The organism is Rhizobium sp. Nf11,1 (genome assembly GCF_050587665.1).
In the GTDB taxonomy this organism is placed as follows: domain Bacteria; phylum Pseudomonadota; class Alphaproteobacteria; order Rhizobiales; family Rhizobiaceae; genus Rhizobium.
On sequence record NZ_JBOBHU010000032.1, the window covers coordinates 1 to 19,566 of the forward strand.

The window sequence follows — 19,566 nt, forward strand, 5'->3', positions numbered from 1 at the left end:
GTTCCGCGAGGAACTGGAAGCACGAGGCATCGAGCCGTGCATCCCGTCGAGCCGAAGCCGCAAAGTCCCATACGCTTACGACACGGCCCTTTATCGTCAGCGTCACAAGGTCGAGAACCTGTTCGCAAAACTCAAGGACTGGCGCCGCATCGCAATTCGCTACGACCGATGCGCCCACACCTTCTTCTCAGCCATCTGCATCGCTGCAGCCGTCATTTTCTGGCTCTAACGAGTCCTGAGCCTAGCTGCGGTAAAGCCGAGATGGTAAACCCGCGGTCGTTGCTATACTTCCCTGAACGCTAGAACTGCGTTCAGGCCCCCCATGGCAAAGGCGTTGCTTAGCGCTATTCGAATCTTCCTTTCACGCGCCACATTTGGCGTGACGTCGAGATCGCAATTGGGGTCGCGTTCATTATAATTTGCCGTGGGCGGAACGATCCCTTCGCGGATCGCCATCACACACGCAATCATTTCGAGGGCGCTCGCCGCACCCAGGCAATGTGCGTGCATGGACTTGGTAGACGAGATCGCCATTGAATATGCGCGCTTACTGAAGACGTGCTTGATCGCTGCCGTCTCGACTTCGTCATTCGCTTTGGTGCCAGTGCCGTGCGCATTAAGATAATCGACGTCGTCAACATTCAACCTCGCATCTTTGAGACAGGCGCGCATCGCTGCTTCGGGTCCCCCAGCCGCCGGCGCCACAATGTCGAAGGCATCCGCCGAAAGGCCGATCCCGGCGATCTCAGCGAGGATAGATGCGCCACGTCGTGAAGCGTGCTCATAGCTTTCCAAAACGGCCATGCCTGCGCCCTCTCCAAGCACCACCCCCTTGCGGTCCGCGGAGAAGGGGCGACAAGTGTCCGGGGCAAGTATGCGCAGCGCCTCCCATGATTTCAGCACGCCCCACACAAGCGGCGCATCGCTGCCGCCGGCGAGCATGATGTCGGCCCGTCCAAGCCTGATCTGATCCGCCGCCAAAGCAATCGCGTGATTAGCCGAAGCGCAGGCCGACGTGGCGCCAAAAACTGGTCCGCGCAGACCGAATTGCATGCTGACCTGACCGGCAGCTGCGCAAGGCATCACCTTTGGCGCCGTAAGGACTTCAGCCCGTTTCGCGCCACTCAAAAGGAGTGCGCGGTAATTCTCCTCAATCGCCTCCCAGCCGCAGACACCGACGCCAACGGCGGCACCAAAGCGGTGCGGATTTCCTTCTTCACCGGAGAGCCCGGCCTGTTGCATTGCTTCGCGCGCGGCAAGCACGGCAAGAAGACTGAAGCGGTCCATGGTCGCGAGCTGCCTTCGACTGATGTCGTGCTTCGGCAACGTCTTGATCTCAGAGCCAATGACACCCGCCAGCTCACGGAGCTGAGGATTGGCGATCGGCCCGATGGCGGAAACGCCTGTACACATCCTACGCCAGATAGATGCGGCATCGGTACCAAGCCCGCATAAGCCGCCAATTCCAGTGATAACGACGCGCCCATCCATTCAAGCCTCCTTGGCTAACAAGCTTCGGACAGCCACAACCACATCGCCGACCGTCTGTAGGTTCGACCAAGCATCCGCCGTATTCATCTCGATCTTGATGTTGTGGGCTTGCTCAAGGTCCCAGAGGATATCAGCGAACGCAAGAGAATCGAGGCCGAGCGAAGTCAACTCCGTTGCCATGGTCAATTCGGCGCTCGGAGTCGCGGTTGTCGACGCGCCTTGCTCCGCTAGCGCTCGATTGTTGATTATCGCAATAACCTCCCTAGTAAGTTGATCAGACATATTGTTCCTTTCATCATGAGTTTGAACTTAAGACGCCGCCTCATCCTGAACCCCGGTGCTGAATTGCGCCTCAGCAAGCTTGTGCCGCCGATCAAGCCGATTATGGATAGATGAGCGCCGGCCGGATCTTTTAGCATCGGGAACCATGGAAAGTTGCCATCGACCTGAGCGTTAGTTGCTGTTGTTATGCAGGATTGATTAGGATCAGGAAAATCTATTGTTTAGATTTCAGCCATCCATGCCCTGGATGGCGGAGCCCTTTTTGAGGCGGATGCGCGCATGCCAACGGGTCATGGCGATAGACGGCGACATACGGCAAGTTGGGGTCTCCCGACGGAAGATGGCCCAACTCATCAACACCGAGGCGTCAAAGCCACAAGTCACTCCAAATGAACTTCTAGTGGCTCAATTAGTCTCCTCGACGTCGCCAGAACGATCCATATTCCCAAGACAACCAAGGCTATAGTGGGATGTCCATAGTCGGGAAACTGAGCAAAGAAGCCTGAGATGTCATTATTCAGCCCTTCGGAGATCGGCTGTTCATACTTGTGGAGCATATGATTCGTGAGCAGCCAGCCAAAACAGGCAAGGGCAAACGACGTCAGGCTTGACACCCTGAAGCACTTTATCAACAAAGGTACATAAAAGGGGAGAAAACTATAAAATATCCTGGTCACGTCCGATCCGCCACCTATTGACAAAAACCCGGAGTATACTGATGCGACGATGGAAAATATCACGGTGTCGTCCGATTTAATGTGGTTAAATGTCCGCTTATCCAAAACAACGTACAGCGGACCGAGAGTAAGCGATATAGCAGCGAACGAGCCTAAGACATGCGCGGGCTCAGATAGAAAGCGATAGAACCAAAAGAGTGCGGTAATGAGTTGCGATTGGGATTCGCAATCAGATACTAAAAGCATCAGTTCTTTTAGAGCATACCCAGAGATGATAATAGATATAGATGTCACCCAAGCGGCGCTGCTTCTTTGTGCAGTTTTGATATAGAAACCTACCAGCAGTGGCAGAAGATAAAAACTAGCTTCCCTGAATGGAATTCCTGCCAAGCATATAATACTTGCGAGAAGATAGTTCTTCTTTCTGATGAAAATCAGACAAAACGAAAGGACAAGGAGAAACGGGGGGTCCATGTAAGCCGGATAGAAGTTTGTAAATTTTACCGGCGCAAAATACAGGAAGGACGACGCCGCAATCACTGCCGTCAAGCCTTTTATGCTCTCATGCCATAGTGAGCGTGTTGCAAGAAGCAAAGTGGCGGAGAACAACCCCGAGGCAACCAAGTTGAACTCATAAAAGCCGAAGCGATTATGAAAAATGTTCACGAGGATCCAAGGTGTCCCAACGCGAGCACAATATGGAAAGGCGATGCGCAACCGCGAGCTACCCCCAGCAGCTAAGAACCGAAGAAGTCTGTCATAATGTACTGCATCCCACTCCAAGCCATTCGATATCCGGAACGGTTCTTGAGCAATGAAAATCCATATCACGCCGAACATTCCAGCAATGATGAAAGATCCAGCAATAAAGTATTCTATTTGCTTTTTTGTTGGAACGAAGCGGATCACATCCTTACCCTTTTGAAAAGCCCCTCCGGGATAAGTCTGATGATCAGCATGATCATACGCCAGACTGGACGAACGTAGATAACGTTCTTCTTTCGCTCGACGGCGACGACGATACTTTCGGCAACCTCACTCGGTTGCGCCGTGAGCCTTGCTGGTAGATTCATGCCTTCAGTCATCTTGGTCGCGACATAACCAGGTAGCACAGTCACAACATGTACGCCGCGTTTCGCCAAACGACTACGAAGCCCGGACAGAAAGGCAGTGAAGCCCGCCTTCGCGGAGCCGTAGACGTAGTTGGTCGCGCGTCCGCGCGCTCCAGCGACCGAACTGAGGCCAACCAGAGTGCCGGATCCGCGTTCTTCGAACCGGTTGGCTAACAATGCCAGGATATTGGCAGGCCCTTCGTAGTTGCTACGCATGATGCAACTGGCGAGGAGCTGATCGCGCTCGCTTCGTTCCTGGCTCCCCATGAAGCCGACGACGCTTACGGCGACCTCGGGCAACTCGGGCAACATGGCCAGGAACTGGGCGTGAGTTTCCGTCAGAAGTGCATCAAATTCGTGTAGGGTTACTGGGATTCCATATCGTAGCTGCAAATTGGTCTTTTCAGCATCGAGTGTTTCTGATTGGCGCGCGGCTAATTGGATCGGGTGGCCCAGCGCTGCAAACTTGTGCGCCACGGCATTGCCCACATCGGAACGTGCACCCAAGATAAGAACGGACGGCTTCATCACAGCACAAGTCTTTCCGCTTGCGCTGATTGGAACGAGCTTTTCCAGCCGCTTTTCGCCCTCACTCGAACGAAGCTTGCAACCCGGCCATCGGAGGCACGTAGCGTTTCAGCAGACATGCGGCTGTCCTTTGCGAGATAAAAGCGCCCGCCGTGCTCGATTGTAATTCGGTCAAGGTTTGCCAATAGATGGGAGGTTTTGGTCGTGATGGGAAAATCAAGAGCAAGGGAGTAGCCTTCCATTGGGAATGAAAAGCGGCTCTCCTGCGGACCGAACCGCTTGAGAACGGCCAAGAACGATCCAGCGCCTGCCTTGGCGACTGTCTGCAGCAAGGCCGAGAGCCCTTCTTCCGAGCGCTTTATGGGAATGGCGCACTGGAACTGGGCGAACCCCTTGCGCCCGTAGACCCGATTCCAGTCGGCAACTGCGTCGAGGGGATAGAAGTAGCTATCCCAATCAACGAGTTGCTGACCTCGATTCCAAACGCCAATTCGATAGTATAGCGCGTTGAAGGCCCGGAGACTAAACCGATTGATAGCAAAGCATGGAAAATTGAACGGAACCGAAAGTTTGCGTCTTGCCGGAGTAGCGAAAGGGTGCAGAGACCGATATGTTGGAAGATCAGAGGCGTTCGCGTGATCTCCCAGGAAGACAAGGGAGCGCCCCAGGTTTTTCCCCGTCCCAAGGCAGTCAATCCACGCCACCGAATAGGTCGAATCTTGAGCCCGTTCTAGAGCTGTCATCGCTGATTTGAGGTTCGGCGCGGGTATTGTTGTCTGGCGGATCCATCCGGTTTCGACTGCGCGCAATCGGACCGCCGCCCGCAAAATGATTCCGGTCAGCCCCATGCCGCCGAGAGTGTGCTCAAAGAGCTCTACGTGGCTCTTGCTTGAGCAGCGCTGGATTGAGCCATCGGCCCCAATTACATCGATCCAGTCCACGCATCCACGAAAACTTCCATGCTTGCGGTGGTTCTTGCCATGAACGTCGGCGGCTATCATGCCGCCCAACGTCACGAACTTCGTGCCCGGCGTGACCATCGGGAACCAACCTCGGGGCAGGAAAGCCGCGATGATGTCGCAAAGAACAACTCCAGCTTCCGCGATCAACTGTCCCGTTTTCGGATCAAAGGCCAACATTCGGTTCAAACGCCGCATATCAATTGTTGCAGATGAATTGATGGCGCTGTCCCCGTAGGCCCTACCGCAGCCGCGCGCGATCACACTCGGCTTTGAAGCTAGCAGCTTCTGGAGAGCTTCGAGGTCACGGGGCACATAGACTTGCGCGTCCACGAGCGGAGACCTTCCCCAACCCGAGAGCTTCATGGAGCAATCCTCAATCGGTGACCTGCAAACACGAAGCGTGTATCTAGCTGGTACTTGACCAGATAGCCGATTGTCAGACCGATGGCAGCACCCAAGTCACGCATCAGCTCAGTTCTCCAGATCCACCAGGAGGCCGCCTCAGCACTCCAGAAAATGATTGTGGTGAGGGCGCCCACTGCCGTATAGAGTAAGAACTTCCACCCATCGTTTTTGAGGCCGATTTCCTGATCGTCGAAAATCCAAAACTTGTCGAGCAGGTATTTGATCATCAGCCCGGCAATGGTGCCCACGCTCATGGCAAGCACAAAAATGGCGCTCGTATTCCCGAACTGAAGGACGGAATGTTGCATGGTGACATTGACCACCATTGCGATGGCGGCGAATGCCGCATAGCGTAACGCTAGACCCTGCCGTTTCACCTCAGCACTCCGCCTGCAACGAAGACCAGAATGATCGCTAGGCATACTTGGCTGGTCCGATCCTTCGCGGCGTAGATCACCGGGTCGTCATGCATGTTGCCGCGGTGCGACACCATCACTGTGCGGGTGATCCAATAGAGCAGGATTGCGCAGACGCCCCACAGCATTTGAGGATGGGGATAGAGCTCCATTACGACAGGCGAATTCAGATAATATGTCATCACCAGCACAGATACGTATCCTGCCCCAACCGCGATCATGGAGATGATTGGCAGGTCGTTGACGTGGTAACCTCGACCCGTAGCCTGCAGACTGCCACGCTCGGCGCCGTCAACCAATTCACTTTGTCGCTTCACCGCCGCTAACGACAGAAAAAAGAACACTGAAAAGGCAATGAGCAAGACCGATAACGGAGTTGATGTCGCGATTCCACCGGCAACGATGCGAATGGTGTAGAGACCTGCGAGAATACAGATATCGATGACAATGCGTCGTTTCAAATGCAGGGAATAGGCCGTGGTCACAAGGAAATATCCCGCCACCACCAGGAAAAAGCCCCAGCCGATGAACATTGCTATCAGTCCGCCTGGAAGAATGAGCCCCGCTGCCATCCAGGTTCCGTGTGCGGTGGGGATGCTGTGTGAGGCAAACGGGCGGTACCGCTTGCGCGGATGCGCCCGATCTGCGCAGACATCAAGGAGATCGTTCATGACATAAACGCTAGAAGCCACCAAGCTGAAGCAGACGAACGCTTCCAGTGATAAGAGGAGCGTCGGCCAATCGAGTTTATGTGCAGCGAGGGTCGGCAAGAACACCAACACATTCTTCAGCCATTGGTGCGGCCGAAATGCATTGACGTAGTGCTTGAGGGACCTCGCTTCAGCTATAGGCGTTTCCGACACTGTCTGGCCACCCCCGCAATGGGTATCGGCGAACCCATCGCAGGCATCAGACTTACCGTCGAGCGTTGCGGCAACATCATTTGCCCGGGCGTGCTCAAAACCATAGGGCGCGACGGTAAACACCCGCGGCCGAACTGTTCTCTTGAATACCGTGGAGTCAAATGCGTGGTGGGTGATGCGGGGCTCGAACCCGATGGTCCCAGTGTCACCTGGACTCGGGTGTACATGAGCCTTCTCGTCTTTGCTGCCGCCACTCATAGTATCCTCTCACTTTGAGCCAAAATGGCATCAAGCTGGCTTGCAAAAAATATCCAGTTGAGCACCATAAAAATGGTCCAGTCGGAAGGCCGATCCGAACTCAGTATCTGCCTGGTTGCGATGAGACCAACTGGTTCGACGGGGCGGCCTCACCACATTAGAAGCTTCTGCTATGCAAGATTGAACAGGATCAGGAAAATTGATTGTTTGGATGGTTGGCATTCTCACTATGGATACAAGCGAATTGTTTTCAGCACGGAACTAGCAGTTGAAGGAAGCGAAAATGGCCAGCGACCGAAACCACTGGACTACTTGATCTGGCGGATCTTCGGATTGATCAGTTCGGCAACCAGGCCAGCGGGGCCGGAAGTTCTAAGAGTTTGCTCAATCAATGGTTATCCTTTCTCGGCTCGCGCGATTTGCTCTTGCCGTTTGCCGGATTGATGCGATCAGAGCCAAGCCTCGGATGAGGCGATTGACGCTTCCCAGTCCTTATCGAGCTGCAGGCATGGCCCAGCCATGCGAAAGTCCGCTCCAGGATCCAGCGCTTGGGCAAAACGGCGAACTCCTTGGCCTTGTCCGAGCGCTTCACGATTTTCAAGGACCAAGCCTTCGATGGGGCAGCGCGGTTTTCCGGATTCTCGCTGCATAGCGCTGTCGGCAAAGAGCTTTTCCGCCGTGGAAAGCTCGTTGTGGCAATCTCGATCGGGCCGGGTGCGCCGTCGGGGTCCTGAACGCTCGCCTCGTGCACGATCCCCCTCGAGCATGTTGGCCGCCGTATCGGTGACGAGTGGCGCTTGCGCCCCTTGATCTTCTTGCCTGCATCAAGGCCGCGCGTGCCGCCGCCAGTCGCCTTCACCGAGTGGCCCAGCCCTCAAGCAAGCGGCTAGCGACAACCGGTGACTCGCTGACTAACGCAAGCAGACCGCAGTCGCGGCCAGCGGTAGAAACGGCGCTGCACCGTCGTAAACGGCGGAAAATCCCTGGGCAGAAGCCGCCATTGACAGCCCGACGCGGCAAGACACTGAATTGCATTCCATAGCAAATCGTCGCATACATAGACGTCCGACCTTGCAGCAGCGCGCCAGAAAAGGCGCGACAATCGCCATGCCCCGTGGGTGCAATCACTTGCACGACATAGTTCGGGTTTGTCTTATGAGGCAGAGTGGTTCCGGTCCAGGGCATCCGATTCTCCGCAGTCTTTGCTAACCGCAGCGAATTTTCACCAGCCGAAATCACTCACTTTAATTTTCGGTCAGGCTCTAACGATCCAATGGATACCTCCACTTCACTCTCAAAGCACAGCGACCCGGCGGGAAGGGTGTGCAGACTAGCCGGAGCCCGATGTTGCCCGATTTACGACCGCCTCATCCGCACCGGGAGGAGGAACAGCCCAACTACGGCGCCAGCACCCGCGGCAAAAATTCTCGACCGCAGGCTGCGTGTCCCCTGCCTCAGTTGGTCGGTGTGCCGGCATTCATCGTTCCAAAAAGCGCCCGCTGAAGCGGGGTGGCAAGCGTCGCCGCAAAAGGGGTTGCGATGTGGTGGCGGTCGCGGAAAGTCAGCTTGCCGCCAATCATGGCGGGGCAGGTCGTTCTGTTGCAGAACAGGTCGGTGATGTCGACGTAAGAGGCATTCCCGATATCCGAAATGGCCTTCCTTTCCGCGTCCGGGATCGTCTCTTCCATCGCCCCGCTGCGCGGCGTGTCACAGGTCTCGGGCGCCCTTTTTTGCCAGAGCGCGCGCGCGACGCATTTGTCGAGATAGGTCTTGTGCACGGGCCCATCCCGGAGCACGGCGATCTTTGTGACAACGCTTCCCAGGGCGTCCACGGTCCTGCGGAGCCCCCGAGCCCATGTGGCGGCGTCGATCTGGTGGGCAGATATGACGTTGACGTCATTCTTGACGTAGGCCGAGGAATATTCCGAAATGATCACCATGTCGGGCTTGCGTGTGGCAATCTCGCGCATCGCGAGCTGCCGCCATCGATCGCATTCCTCGTAATTCCGCATGAGCATCGAATTCCAGATCGTGATGTCCGCCGCCGGGCAGGAAGATTTCAGATAGGTGACCAACTGCCACTGGTTGCTTTTGGCGATGCTGATCAGCGGCGTCGACCAGTGGTCGGCATGTGAATCCCCGAAGAGAACGATCGTCTTACTGGGGTATTTGGCGCCGAATTCACAGGGTTTGGGCTGCACCTGTTGGGCGTTGAGAAGACAGCCATCGTCGAACTGCCGGGCGGACGAATCGCGCTCAGCGCTTCGGAGGATAAGATTCTGCTGGGGATCGATGTTGTGATTGGCCAACCGCGCGCTTCCATAGGCTGCCGCTGCGCCACACGCGGTCAGAAGCGCGGCAAAACCGAGAGAGCGGCTCGTCCTTGCCAACAGCCAGGGGTTCCTCCGCATCGGGTTTTCGACGAAGCGGTAGCTGAAGACTGAGAGACCTAGGATCAGCGCGAGGCACAGGAATCGTTCGAAGATAGTGAGCTCGGGTTTCAAGATGCTGGAATAGACGATCACCGGCCAATGCCAGAGGTAAAGCGAATAGGATATCCGTCCGAGCCACTGCAGCGGCGGTAGCGAAAGAAGGACTTGCGGTCCCGCCGGGCCGGGCCGCGTGCCGCTGAGAAGCACCATCACTGTGCCGGCCACCGGAACCAGAGCAGTCAGTCCTGGAAAGGGCACGTCCTCTGACATGCCGAGATAGGCCGTCACGATCAGGCCGATTCCGGTCCAGCCAAAGACGGGCGTCAGCCGAAAGCGCTTGGCCGCTTCCTGGGAGATCATCAAGGCGAGTCCTCCGCAGGCGAACTCCCACGCCCGGAACGGTGAAAAGTAAAATGCCCATGGTTGGGATATGGCGGTATAGCGCCAGCAGAAGGCGAAGGAGATGACGCCCACTAGCGCCATTGGGAGGCAAAGCCCGTATCTGCCGCGGCGGAGCCGAGCGAAAAGCAGCAGCAGGGCCGGCCAGACGAGATAGAATTGCTCCTCGATCGAGAGCGACCAGAAATGGATGAACGGATTGTTAAACGCGTCCGGAGCGAAATAGTCGGCGGCCCAGCTGATAAGCCACATATTAATCATATAGGCGGACGCGTAGAACGACTCCTTGGAATAGAGCTGCTGCTCGGGCGGCGAAAGAATGAAGTAGCCGAAGAAGAGCGTCGCCAGGATGACCAAACAGGATGCAGGAAGAAGCCGGCGAGCTCGTCGCGCGTAAAACCGCAGGAGGTCGAGCGAGCCGGTTCGCTCGATTTCCAGCTGGATGTGCCTGGTGATGAGATAGCCAGATATGACGAAGAAGATATCGACACCGACAAAGCCGCCGGGCACACTGGTCATGCCAAAGTGAAATGCGATTACTCCCGAAACGGCAAGGGCACGCAGCCCCTCGATATCCATTCGGAAATGATGTGTTTCAGTTCGTGTAGCCATATCGAAACTTGAATGCCCTATGTGGCGGTCTCACCGCATCAGTACCGACGAAAAAGTACAGATCTTGATGGCCAGCATGTGAAGGCAGGCTCTCCTATGCATTATCCGGAACCGCCATGCGTGACGCCTCCTCGATCAATATCTGGCGCATCCAGATACTGGCCGGATCACCGTTATGAAGTGCGGGCCACTGAACTGCTTCCGTGAAAGCAGGAAGCGGCAGCGGAAGATTCATGACTCGCAAGGGTATCGTTTTCTCAAAATACTTGACCAATCGTAAGGGCATAGTGGCGATGCGGTTTGTGCCGCTCAGCACCTGTGGTATCAAGCTAAAACCTTGCATGACGACTTCGACGCGTCTCTTGATCCCATGTTCGAGCAAGTACCATTCTTCGATCGAAGGCCTCAACGAACGCCCGAACATAACTGCGACGTGTCCCATCGACATGTATTGCTCGAATGTGAGCTCCCGCGGTGCCGCGTTGTTGGTTGGACAACTCACGCATACGAGTTTCTCGTCGAAGAGCTTCGCGGTGGGATGCGAGTTCGCCATAAACAGATCCGGTAGCAGGAGAAAATCAACTTCACCGCGCCGGAGGAGCTCGTTCGGGTCACTATCGAGAGACAGAAGCTCGAAACTGACGGCAGGTGCTTCCCGCGCAACACGGGCGATGACCCTATCAAGAAAAACAAGCGTCATGAAATCCGAAAGAAGGATCCTGAACCGACGGTCGGATTGAGCTGGGTTGAATGGCTCCCAAGAAATAATTGAGCATCGAATTTTCAGGAGAACGTCGCGCACCGCCGGGGCGAGTCCTTCGGCTCGGGGTGTGAGGCAAAGTTCACGACCGTTCATCGTGAACAGGTCATCGCGAAAATATTCTCTTAGCCGGCCGACGGCCGCGCTCATGGCGGGCTGACTCAGATTGATGTTGCGTGCCGCCACCGTAAGATTCCGTTCGGTCATCAGCGCGTCGAGTGCGACGAGAAGATTTAGATCAAGGCCTTTGAATCGCACGTTTGAAACCATCCATGCTGTGGATCTTTTTCGGCTACCAATTTCATGGAGATGCCATTGACAGCAGCCGCTGTTGGCAAGCGCTCCGAACACGGTCGAAACAAGCGATGCGACGACCACGGCTCCCGCTACAAAGGCATGGTGGATGCCGGCCCCCAGCCATACGTCGATCGTATCCTCTCTGCTTTGGCCCAGATTGGCATCATACTGGCCGGTAAGAAACATCCAGTTTGGCAGAAAGGAGATAGTCCAGTCGGAAAAGCAAGTGGCGACCGGGCGCGCGCCCAAGACGGGTGCGCGCCGGATTTTTGAAGCGCTCAAGCATCAGATTCTCCGTCGCGTCTACGAAGCGGGAAGCCAGCTGCCATCCTTACGCAGGCTGGCGAATGAACTGCATGTGTCGCGGACAACGGTCACGGTCGTCTATGAACAACTCGCCGCTGAAGGCTTCTTGGAACTGCGCCAGGGCGCGCGTCCGCGGGTCACGGCGTTGCAGCTGCGACAGCGCCCGCGAGACATCAAGGCTGCCGCTCTCGCGTTTGATATGCTAACGGCGCGCTTGGGAACACTCCATTCTCATACGCTCAATTCTGGGTACAGGCGCTCTTCACCTCTGGTCGCTCGATCACACCCCCGTGATCTCCCAGACCTGCAGCTCGCTGATGAGGTCCAGGCACCTCTGCATCCACTGTCATCCACTGGAAACGGCCTGATCCCGATCGGCCACACGCTGCATGATCGCCGACCTCGGTCAGACGTTCGCCGTCGCCGAGTCGAGCAGGGGAATATAGCCACGCCTATTACGGGGTAGCAGTCGACGCCATCGAATGTGTTGAGCTGCAAATCAACACGCACGGGCGTAAAGGCTAGTCCGGCTTCGCGAAGGACAATATGCGAGGCAAGCGAGCAAACGCCGGGGGAAACGCGAAATAATAGTTGCGCTGATGGCATCGAGCACGAGAATGTTTCCGTTCAGGCATAGTCACTTATCCGCGCGTCGCGACGGGCGCTCTCTTGCCGCGGCCCCACAGGATGAAGGCCACGAGGCCGCTACCCGCGGCCCGGTCGACTTCACGGGAAAATGACAATGGCTTTCGATTGGTCTTATACGATCGGGCTCTTCTGGAGCCGCGACTTCTGGAATGCGACCCTGCTGGTGGTCGAACTCAGCGTGGCGACATGGGTCCTGGCGGTGGTCCTCGGCTTCTTTGTCGCGCTCGCGGACCGCTCCAGCCTGATGGTGGTTCGGCGGGCCGCCGGACTTTACGTCTGGTTCTTCAGAAGCCTTCCGCTGCTCGTTCTACTCATCTTCGTCTATAATCTCCCGCAGGCTTTCCCGTCGACCGCTGGTGTTCTGTCCATTCCTTTCGTCGCCGGACTACTGGCGATGGTGTTGAGCGAGACGGCCTACATCGCCGAAATCCACCGCGGCGCGCTCGTGGCGGTCGGCAAGGGTCAATATGAGGCGGGAAAGGTCCTTGGGCTTTCGCGCACGGGCGTCCAGCGGCTCATCGTGATCCCGCAGGCGCTACGCATCGCCCTGCCCTCGCTCGGAAACGAATTCGTCTCCATCGTGAAGCTGACGTCGCTCGTGTCGGTGATCTCGCTTGCCGAAATCCTGCTCGTGGGGCAACGCTACTACACGCAGAACTTCAAGGTAATTGAGACCATGGTCGCAGTCGCCTGCTACTACGTCCTGATCGTGACCGTCTTCGACACGGCGCTCAAGGCATTCGAACGCCGCCTCGACTTCTCGCGCCGTCTCGCGGAACTGACGACGGAGGAGGCCGAACCCAGCGGCTCGATTACCAAGCAGATCGAGGACGACGTCCGCACCTCGGCCGCCGAACCAGCGATCCGCCTCGAGAAGGGCGGGAAAGTCCTACGGCATCCATGAGGTGTTCAAGGACCTCGATCTGTCGGTCAAACCTGGTGAAGTCGTCTCAATCTTCGGGCCGTCCGGCTCCGGCAAGACGACGCTAATCCGCTCGCTCAACGGTCTCGAAACGCTGGAGCATGGCGTCGTCTATCTCGAAGAGAAGCCGTTCCTCGCGGGGACGCGCGAGAAGCTTGCTAAAACCATTCGACATAACAGCAGTGACGCATTGCGGATCGGGATGGTGTTCCAGAACTTCAACCTGTTCCCCCATAAGACGGCTCTTGAAAACGTCATGATGGGGCCGCTCTACCATCATCGCGGCAGCCTTTCGGACATTCGGAAAGACGCACGGTCGCTTCTCGCCCAGGTCGGCATGCTCGTCCACGAGAACAAGTACCCGCACCAGCTCTCCGGCGGACAGCAGCAACGCGTTGCTATCGCCAGGGCGCTGGCCATGCATCCCTCCATTCTACTTTTCGACGAGCCGACTTCGGCACTCGATCCCGAGACCGTTGGCGAAGTGCTCCGCATCATGGCTGCCCTCGCCAAGTCCGGCCGGACCATGGTGATCGTCACCCACGAAATGAAGTTCGCGATGGAAGTCTCTGACCGGGTGATCTTCATGGAAAAAGGCAAAGTCGTGTTCGACGGCTCTCCAGCACTGCTGGAGGAACGCAGAAAGCAAGATGGCCGTATCGCAGAGTTTGTCCGGATTTGATCCACGGCAATGCCTGATTAGCCACCGCTTAAAAATGACCGACTTGATCGGAAGGAATGAACATGACCGACATTTCGACAGACGGCGCGCGGTTGATCGGCCGGATCCGGGAACTCGGAAATCTTGGCCAAGACGGTGACGGCCGCCTGGCGCGCCTCGCCGCCAGCGACGCCGACAAGCTCGGAAGAGACCTCTTCGTTTCCTGGCTGCGGACGGCGGGCCTCGATGTGGCGGTGGACCGCATTGGCAACATCTTCGGCATCTGGGAGCCTCGCGGTTGCGAAGGCAAAATTCCATTGATGATGGGCTCCCATATCGACACCGTCATTAACGCTTGCATCTATGACGGATGCTACGGTGTCATTGCGGCGCTGGAAGTGATCGAAGCCATGCAGGACAAGGGCTTCGTTCCGTCTCGTCCAGTTGTCGTGGCCGCGTTCACCAATGAGGAAGGCGTTCGCTTCGCACCCGACATGATGGGCTCCCTCGTCTATGCCGGAGGGATGGACACCGACGCAGCCTTGGCTACGGTCGGAACCGACGGGGCCCTTCTCGGCAATGAACTACGCCGGATTGGTTTCGCCGGAGCAAAGGAGCCGGGGTTTCTTAAACCCGCTGCTTATGTGGAACTTCATGTCGAACAGGGGCCAGTCCTTGAACGTGAGGGTATCGACATCGGTGCTGTCGAAAACCTGCAAGGCATCTCCTGGCAGAGGGTCAAAATCAACGGTACCGCCAATCATGCCGGAACCACGCCAATCACCATGCGCAGCGACGCGGGATACGGCGCTGCGCGCGTCGTCACCTACTTGAGGGAGCGGGCTCTGGCCTCCAACTCGCCGATGGTCGCGACTGTGGGATGTATTGAATTCGAGCCCAGCGCAATCAACGTCATCCCGTCTCGAGCGACCCTGACCATCGATCTTCGCCACCCCGTCGAAGATCGGCTGCTGGAAGAAGAACGAGCGCTGTCGGAGTTCCTGGGGCGGCTGGCCGCCGACGAGGGACTGTCGATCAGCACCGAGCGACTGGCGCGCTCAACTCCCGTCGCGTTCGATCAGGAGATTGTCGCCGTCATAGAGGGCGCGGCGAACAAGCGCGGTCTATCCTATCGGCGGATGACGTCGGGAGCTGGACACGACGCGCAGATGATTGCGACGATTGCCCCAACCGCCATGATCTTCGTACCAAGCGTCGACGGTATCAGTCACAACCCAGCCGAACTTACTCGTGACATTGATCTGATTGCGGGTGCCAACCTCCTGTTCGATGTCGCACGCGTTCTCGCCAAGTCTTGATGGTCACCTCTGTCACGACATCGTGGACGTCTTTTGTATGCTCAGGCTTTTTGCCGCGATTGACGACGTGATCTTTAAGGCAGCTCAGCTCACAATGGCAGCTTTCGACAGGTTGTCGGCGCCAAGAAGTTGCGCCGCAAGAGCATTGTCAGATGTCCGGAAGGCAGACCTGTGGTCGCGCAGAATCTGAAATCTGGCGCGGTATTCGTTCGGAGTAACGCCGATAGTCTTGGCGAAAGCCCGCCGCATGGCTGCGACATCAGCGAAACCGCATGCCTTGGCGATTGCCTGAAGCGGGCGCTCTGTATCCTCAAGGAGCCGGCGAGCAGCATCGGTCCGCGCAGCGATGATGAAGTCGAGCGGGGTCATTCCGAGCTCATGTCTAAATACGCGGCCAAAGTTGCGCGTGCTCATTCCGACATTCCTGGCGATTGCATCGACATGCAGCTCCCTTTCGAGATTGGCCAGTATGAAGTCTTGCGCCTTCTGAATGAAGCTCGTTTCTGACATCTGGCCGACAAGGTGCGTGCTGAACTGCGATTGACCGCCGGGCCTCTTCACGAACATAACCATGTATCTGGCCACGGCCAGTGCGACCTCGCGCCCAAGATCCTCCTCCACAAGCGCGAGAGCAAGGTCGATGCCGGCGGTGACGCCGGCGGCAGTGATGAGTTTGCCGTCGCGGATATAGATGGAATCCGGTTCAAGATGGATGTGGGGGTATTCCTTGCGGAAGCGTGGCGTGCATTCCCAGTGGGTCGTGACCCGCTTTCCTTCCAGCAGTCCTGCCGCAGCAAGCAGGAAGACGCCGGTACAGATTGATCCATATCGCCTGACGGTGGGCACGCGTCGGCGCAGCCAGGAAATAACCTTCGGATCGATCGCCTGAAACGACGGGTCGCCTGCGACCAGCAAGGTATGGATTGGTTCATCGCTGTCAAAGATCGTACGATCTGCAAGGAACCGCAACCGGCCGGTGCCTCCGATCGAAGGTTGGCCGGTGGACATGATCTGGATGTCGTATCTGCCCACGTCGCCGCAGCGCCGCGCGGCCTCCCAGAAGACCTCTGCAGGACCCACAACATCCAAGGATTGGACGCCCGGTGGCGCGAGAATAACGATCCGCATTGGCGTACCCTTGAACACGTTTGTCTATCTGAATTCCGAAGCAAAATTCCTGCCAACAAAAGACCACCGCCCGGGCTCGGGCGATGGTCACCTTCAGAAATCACTTGGCCGAGGTCAGTCGGGCGTCGAAAAAGCCGCTGCGCGACATGTCCCTGGCGGACTTGGCGGCCGCAAGCACCATGACATCGACAAGCGGCTCGATCAGGATCACTGTCATGTAAGCAAGACCGAAACTCCCGATGGACAGCAGGTTCTCGATCGTGAAACCGTGACCGTAAAGCGCCCAGAACGCCACCCAGGAAACGATACCGCCCTGATAGGCTGCCGACAGTGTCAGCGCCTGTCGATATTTCAAGTCGACATAAGGGGTATTCGGCGTGATGACCTTGCTTGCAATGACCTGCAGCGCGAACAGCGGCACGAGCAGGATCGTGACGTTCATACCATATTGGGGCAGGTCGAACGGCGCGAAGAACATTCCCTGGAGCAGCAATCCGGCAGCAAGGCCGATTGCGGCCGGCGCTGCGCCGAACAGCAGGAAGAGCGTCGATCCAAGGATCAGATGCACCTCCGACACGCCGACCGGATAATGCGGAAGGATCTCGAAGAAGGAAAAGACAAGCGCCGTTGCGATGGCGCTTCGCGCCATAAGTGAGGACGGCCCCCGACGCCGGAGCTCGGCGCGCGCAGATTTTAGGATAAAGAGCGCAGCGCCGGAGGCGGTGGCATAACTCAGGACGATCTTGGCGCCGTCCACGATACCAGGTTCGATATGCATGTTGGTGTCTCCGTGAAAGCTGTTACTGGTTGACTTGATCGCCGAGAGAGAAGAACTCACGCAGTTCCGAGGCGGTCAGAAGGTTGGTCTTGACGACGGCGCTCTCAAGCGCCGTCAGGAATTGATCGTAATAATTCCACGATGAATAATCCGCGGGATGTTCATCTTCCCACCTCTTGATCGAGGCAATCAGTTCATCGCGAAAATCGTCCCATTCGAAATAGCCTTCCTTTGCGAGCGCGAGCGCAATCCCGAAGGACGTGCGCTCCCAGTCGGACCCAAAACAAAGAGTGCCATTCGCCCGAGGTGGACTGTCGGGCTGGCCCAGCATTTCGGTGACGGCAAAGTGTTCAAACTGCGTCAGCATCGGGACCTCAGGCCGCCTTGGCTACGGCAACGCCCATCATGGCTTCCGGTGTGACGAGAGCTTCAAGTTCTGTCTCCGACAAACCTTCGGTTCCTGCTGGCCGCTCAGGCACGACAAACCAACGGATCTGAGCACTCGAGTCCCATACCTTGACCTCAACATCCTCCGAGATCGGCAAGCCGAACTCGGAAAGCACCGCGCGCGGTTCGCGGGCAGCACGACTACGGAAGGTAGGATCCTTGTACCAGTAGGGCGGCAGCCCAAGAACTGGCCAAGGGTAGCAGGAGCAAAGCGTGCAGATGATCAGATTATGGACGCCCGGAGCATTTGCGACGGCACGCATGTGCTCGCCTTCCGCGCCGGCCATGCCGTCCGGCAGGTCGAGTTCAGCGATCGCCTTTGGCGTATCTGCGACAAGCCGTTCCTTGAAGGCTGGATCCACCCAGGCGCGGGCGACGATCTTTGCGCCATTGAAAGGCCCCATCTTGGTCTCGAAGAACTCGAGCACCGTATCGACGGTCCGGTCGGTGATAATGCCCTTCTTGATGAGTAAGGCTTCGAGAGCCCGCACGCGCGCCGCACTGTAAGCTTCGCGGTCATCGCGATACTTGAAACGTTCAGACATTTGTTTCTCCCTGATGGATTGATTAGGCGGCCTTGACCGATAGCGGAACATCGACCGGAGCGACGTAGCGCGCGTAAAGGTCGGCATAGAGGCTGAAGTTCGGTTCAGCATTGCCCGGCCACAGTTCGTTCGGATCGAAGCGCACGCAGTAAACGGTCATCGCTTCGCCGATACCATCGGGGCCAGTGTCGCAGAGATAGGTGTAAGCGCCGGGGTACACGGTTTCGACGACTCCCGTCCCACTCCTCAGGAAGCCAGGCAGACGGGTATGCTCGACGCTCGGGACATTCGCGATCCGGACCACATCGCCGACCGAGAACTCGGCTGCCACCGGCACGTCGCGTGCTGGACTATCGCCTTCGACCAGATACTGGACGACACGGTCATCGATGGCAGCGTGGCCTGCGCTTGGCAGGGGCTTCGAGGGGTCGGCGTAATACTCCTCCGTCAGAGCGTCGAGTTCCTCCTCAGTGATGTAGCCATGCTGAATAAAGTAGCCCGAAATTCCGCCCAGCCACTTCTCGTAATAGCGATACTTGAAATAGTCGAAGGGATTGAGGCTTTCGGCCCCCTTGCGCAGATCGGCCCAGGTCCAAATCGTATGGAAGGCTGATGGCGTTTGGGGAAGCGGCAATTGAGCCGACAGAGCCATCATCGCTGTGTGGATCCCGAAAATTCGCGTTTCCCAAGGTTCAACAAAGACCCTTGTTTCAGTGTTGACCGGACCGAGTCCTTCCAGTCCGCCAAGATAATGTTGGAGTTTCATGATGATCTTATCCTAGTTAGAGAGGACGATGAGTCAGGCCGTTATCGCCTTTGGACCGGCGAGCAGACGCGTGCCGAGCTCTGAGACGAAACCGAAGATCGCTCCAAGGAGCATGGCGGCCATGGTCACCAGCGTTGGATGGGACAGTCCGGACGTGACGATGGTGGTGTCGGTTGCCGCCGACGTGCCGACGAGGGAGGCAAAGCCAAACACAACAGCAGGCGTGAAATTCAAGATAGGCACCGCGGAGGCGAGAACCATGAGGGACGTTCCAGCACCGACGAGGATGGCTCCGAACACGGGATGGGCGGGGCCAAACTCGACGATCAGCAGGGTGATTGAGGCAATCGCGACACCCACCCAGTTAGAGGCGAGCGATTTGATCAGTCCTGCTTGGCCGCCTCCACAAGCGAAGAACGATGCCCAGGCAATAAAGGTGACCCAGACCGGAACCGGAAACACGGTCGCCGTGATGTAGGTGTCGAGTGCACCAAGAACACCGAGACTGATCATTGCAGCGACAAGAGGTGGCATGAGGCTTCTCCTTGTTCT

At 57.1% G+C, this 19,566-nt stretch carries 22 protein-coding genes; 5 read left to right on the forward strand and 17 right to left on the reverse strand.

All coding sequences use genetic code 11. The features are described 5' to 3' along the window. A partial coding sequence (locus tag ACQ7C1_RS29465) for a transposase (protein WP_430960851.1) occupies positions 1–229 on the forward strand: 229 nt, incomplete at its 5' end. Positions 230–282: 53 nt separating this feature from the next. On the opposite strand, the gene ACQ7C1_RS29470 is transcribed toward ACQ7C1_RS29465, so the two are convergent. The 11 genes from ACQ7C1_RS29470 to ACQ7C1_RS29520 form a co-directional block, all read right to left on the reverse strand. Then, entirely contained in the window at positions 283–1,491 is a 1,209-nt protein-coding gene (locus ACQ7C1_RS29470; protein WP_430960852.1) for a beta-ketoacyl-[acyl-carrier-protein] synthase family protein, read from the reverse strand. Further along, entirely contained in the window at positions 1,492–1,773 is a 282-nt protein-coding gene (locus tag ACQ7C1_RS29475) for an acyl carrier protein (RefSeq protein WP_430960853.1), read from the reverse strand. Between the two features lie 380 nt (positions 1,774–2,153). Continuing rightward, positions 2,154–3,359 carry a hypothetical protein gene (locus ACQ7C1_RS29480; protein ID WP_430960854.1) on the reverse strand — a complete coding sequence of 402 codons (1,206 nt, stop codon included), beginning with the start codon at positions 3,357–3,359 and terminating at the stop codon, positions 2,154–2,156. After that, positions 3,356–4,090 carry an SDR family oxidoreductase gene (locus ACQ7C1_RS29485; protein WP_430960855.1) on the reverse strand — a complete coding sequence of 245 codons (735 nt, stop codon included), beginning with the start codon at positions 4,088–4,090 and terminating at the stop codon, positions 3,356–3,358. Before ACQ7C1_RS29485 ends, ACQ7C1_RS29480 begins: the two co-directional genes overlap by 4 nt. Next, positions 4,090–5,415 carry an FAD-binding oxidoreductase gene (locus ACQ7C1_RS29490; RefSeq protein ID WP_430960856.1) on the reverse strand — a complete coding sequence of 442 codons (1,326 nt, stop codon included), beginning with the start codon at positions 5,413–5,415 and terminating at the stop codon, positions 4,090–4,092. The genes ACQ7C1_RS29485 and ACQ7C1_RS29490 overlap by 1 nt, the downstream gene beginning before the upstream one ends. Continuing rightward, positions 5,412–5,834: a GtrA family protein gene (locus ACQ7C1_RS29495; protein WP_430960857.1), complete on the reverse strand. Its 423-nt coding sequence runs from the start codon at positions 5,832–5,834 to the stop codon at positions 5,412–5,414. The genes ACQ7C1_RS29490 and ACQ7C1_RS29495 overlap by 4 nt, the downstream gene beginning before the upstream one ends. Continuing rightward, the gene (locus ACQ7C1_RS29500; RefSeq protein ID WP_430960858.1) at positions 5,831–6,994 is read right to left on the reverse strand and encodes a UbiA family prenyltransferase; all 1,164 of its coding nucleotides are present in this window, start codon (positions 6,992–6,994) and stop codon (positions 5,831–5,833) included. The genes ACQ7C1_RS29495 and ACQ7C1_RS29500 overlap by 4 nt, the downstream gene beginning before the upstream one ends. Positions 6,995–7,382: 388 nt before the next feature. Continuing rightward, positions 7,383–7,745 carry a transposase gene (locus ACQ7C1_RS29505; protein WP_430960859.1) on the reverse strand — a complete coding sequence of 121 codons (363 nt, stop codon included), beginning with the start codon at positions 7,743–7,745 and terminating at the stop codon, positions 7,383–7,385. A gap of 135 nt (positions 7,746–7,880) precedes the next feature. Then, positions 7,881–8,096 (reverse strand): transposase, encoded by a 216-nt coding sequence (locus ACQ7C1_RS29510; RefSeq protein ID WP_430960860.1) that lies wholly within the window; start codon positions 8,094–8,096, stop codon positions 7,881–7,883. Positions 8,097–8,448: 352 nt separating this feature from the next. Next, positions 8,449–10,437, reverse strand: a complete 1,989-nt coding sequence (locus ACQ7C1_RS29515) for an acyltransferase family protein (RefSeq protein WP_430960861.1) — start codon at positions 10,435–10,437, stop codon at positions 8,449–8,451. A 94-nt stretch (positions 10,438–10,531) separates the two neighbouring features. Then, complete coding sequence (locus ACQ7C1_RS29520; protein WP_430960895.1) at positions 10,532–11,455, reverse strand: LysR family transcriptional regulator; 924 nt, start codon at positions 11,453–11,455, stop codon at positions 10,532–10,534. A gap of 145 nt (positions 11,456–11,600) precedes the next feature. Here ACQ7C1_RS29520 and ACQ7C1_RS29525 point away from each other — a divergent pair, with 145 nt between their 5' ends. From ACQ7C1_RS29525 to ACQ7C1_RS29540, 4 genes are all read left to right on the forward strand, one after another. Next, entirely contained in the window at positions 11,601–12,266 is a 666-nt protein-coding gene (locus tag ACQ7C1_RS29525; protein ID WP_430960862.1) for a GntR family transcriptional regulator, read from the forward strand. 276 nt (positions 12,267–12,542) lie between these two features. Then, complete coding sequence (locus tag ACQ7C1_RS29530; RefSeq protein ID WP_430960863.1) at positions 12,543–13,352, forward strand: amino acid ABC transporter permease; 810 nt, start codon at positions 12,543–12,545, stop codon at positions 13,350–13,352. A 1-nt stretch (position 13,353) separates the two neighbouring features. Beyond that, complete coding sequence (locus ACQ7C1_RS29535) at positions 13,354–14,052, forward strand: amino acid ABC transporter ATP-binding protein (protein ID WP_430960864.1); 699 nt, start codon at positions 13,354–13,356, stop codon at positions 14,050–14,052. A gap of 62 nt (positions 14,053–14,114) precedes the next feature. After that, complete coding sequence (locus tag ACQ7C1_RS29540) at positions 14,115–15,350, forward strand: Zn-dependent hydrolase (protein ID WP_430960865.1); 1,236 nt, start codon at positions 14,115–14,117, stop codon at positions 15,348–15,350. Between the two features lie 84 nt (positions 15,351–15,434). Here the strand turns inward: ACQ7C1_RS29540 and ACQ7C1_RS29545 are convergent, their stop codons facing one another. The 6 genes from ACQ7C1_RS29545 to ACQ7C1_RS29570 all read right to left on the reverse strand — a co-directional run bounded on the left by ACQ7C1_RS29545 (position 15,435) and on the right by ACQ7C1_RS29570 (position 19,548). Continuing rightward, a complete protein-coding gene (locus tag ACQ7C1_RS29545) occupies positions 15,435–16,478 on the reverse strand; it encodes a GlxA family transcriptional regulator (protein WP_430960866.1) in 1,044 nt (347 codons plus the stop codon). Positions 16,479–16,578: 100 nt separating this feature from the next. Beyond that, positions 16,579–17,256: an energy-coupling factor ABC transporter permease gene (locus tag ACQ7C1_RS29550; RefSeq protein ID WP_430960867.1), complete on the reverse strand. Its 678-nt coding sequence runs from the start codon at positions 17,254–17,256 to the stop codon at positions 16,579–16,581. Between the two features lie 22 nt (positions 17,257–17,278). Further along, positions 17,279–17,623, reverse strand: a complete 345-nt coding sequence (locus ACQ7C1_RS29555; RefSeq protein WP_430960868.1) for a nitrile hydratase accessory protein — start codon at positions 17,621–17,623, stop codon at positions 17,279–17,281. Between the two features lie 7 nt (positions 17,624–17,630). Further along, a complete protein-coding gene (nthA, locus tag ACQ7C1_RS29560) occupies positions 17,631–18,248 on the reverse strand; it encodes a nitrile hydratase subunit alpha (RefSeq protein WP_430960869.1) in 618 nt (205 codons plus the stop codon). Positions 18,249–18,270: 22 nt separating this feature from the next. Then, the gene (gene nthB, locus ACQ7C1_RS29565; protein ID WP_430960870.1) at positions 18,271–19,014 is read right to left on the reverse strand and encodes a nitrile hydratase subunit beta; all 744 of its coding nucleotides are present in this window, start codon (positions 19,012–19,014) and stop codon (positions 18,271–18,273) included. Between the two features lie 33 nt (positions 19,015–19,047). After that, positions 19,048–19,548, reverse strand: a complete 501-nt coding sequence (locus tag ACQ7C1_RS29570; RefSeq protein WP_430960871.1) for a DUF1097 domain-containing protein — start codon at positions 19,546–19,548, stop codon at positions 19,048–19,050. Between the last annotated feature and the right edge of the window lie 18 nt (positions 19,549–19,566).

Bases quoted from the DNA above. Each gene is read 5' to 3' on its own strand.
- ACQ7C1_RS29470 (WP_430960852.1), bottom strand. From the start codon at position 1,491: ATGGATGGGCGCGTCGTTATCACTGGAATTGGCGGCTTATGCGGGCTT.
- ACQ7C1_RS29475 (WP_430960853.1), bottom strand. From the start codon at position 1,773: ATGTCTGATCAACTTACTAGGGAGGTTATTGCGATAATCAACAATCGA.
- ACQ7C1_RS29485 (WP_430960855.1), bottom strand. From the start codon at position 4,090: ATGAAGCCGTCCGTTCTTATCTTGGGTGCACGTTCCGATGTGGGCAAT.
- ACQ7C1_RS29490 (WP_430960856.1), bottom strand. From the start codon at position 5,415: ATGAAGCTCTCGGGTTGGGGAAGGTCTCCGCTCGTGGACGCGCAAGTC.
- ACQ7C1_RS29500 (WP_430960858.1), bottom strand. From the start codon at position 6,994: ATGAGTGGCGGCAGCAAAGACGAGAAGGCTCATGTACACCCGAGTCCA.
- ACQ7C1_RS29515 (WP_430960861.1), bottom strand. From the start codon at position 10,437: ATGGCTACACGAACTGAAACACATCATTTCCGAATGGATATCGAGGGG.
- ACQ7C1_RS29525 (WP_430960862.1), top strand. From the start codon at position 11,601: ATGCCGGCCCCCAGCCATACGTCGATCGTATCCTCTCTGCTTTGGCCC.
- ACQ7C1_RS29530 (WP_430960863.1), top strand. From the start codon at position 12,543: ATGGCTTTCGATTGGTCTTATACGATCGGGCTCTTCTGGAGCCGCGAC.
- ACQ7C1_RS29540 (WP_430960865.1), top strand. From the start codon at position 14,115: ATGACCGACATTTCGACAGACGGCGCGCGGTTGATCGGCCGGATCCGG.
- ACQ7C1_RS29545 (WP_430960866.1), bottom strand. From the start codon at position 16,478: ATGCGGATCGTTATTCTCGCGCCACCGGGCGTCCAATCCTTGGATGTT.
- ACQ7C1_RS29550 (WP_430960867.1), bottom strand. From the start codon at position 17,256: ATGCATATCGAACCTGGTATCGTGGACGGCGCCAAGATCGTCCTGAGT.
- ACQ7C1_RS29555 (WP_430960868.1), bottom strand. From the start codon at position 17,623: ATGCTGACGCAGTTTGAACACTTTGCCGTCACCGAAATGCTGGGCCAG.
- nthA (WP_430960869.1), bottom strand. From the start codon at position 18,248: ATGTCTGAACGTTTCAAGTATCGCGATGACCGCGAAGCTTACAGTGCG.
- nthB (WP_430960870.1), bottom strand. From the start codon at position 19,014: ATGAAACTCCAACATTATCTTGGCGGACTGGAAGGACTCGGTCCGGTC.
- ACQ7C1_RS29570 (WP_430960871.1), bottom strand. From the start codon at position 19,548: ATGCCACCTCTTGTCGCTGCAATGATCAGTCTCGGTGTTCTTGGTGCA.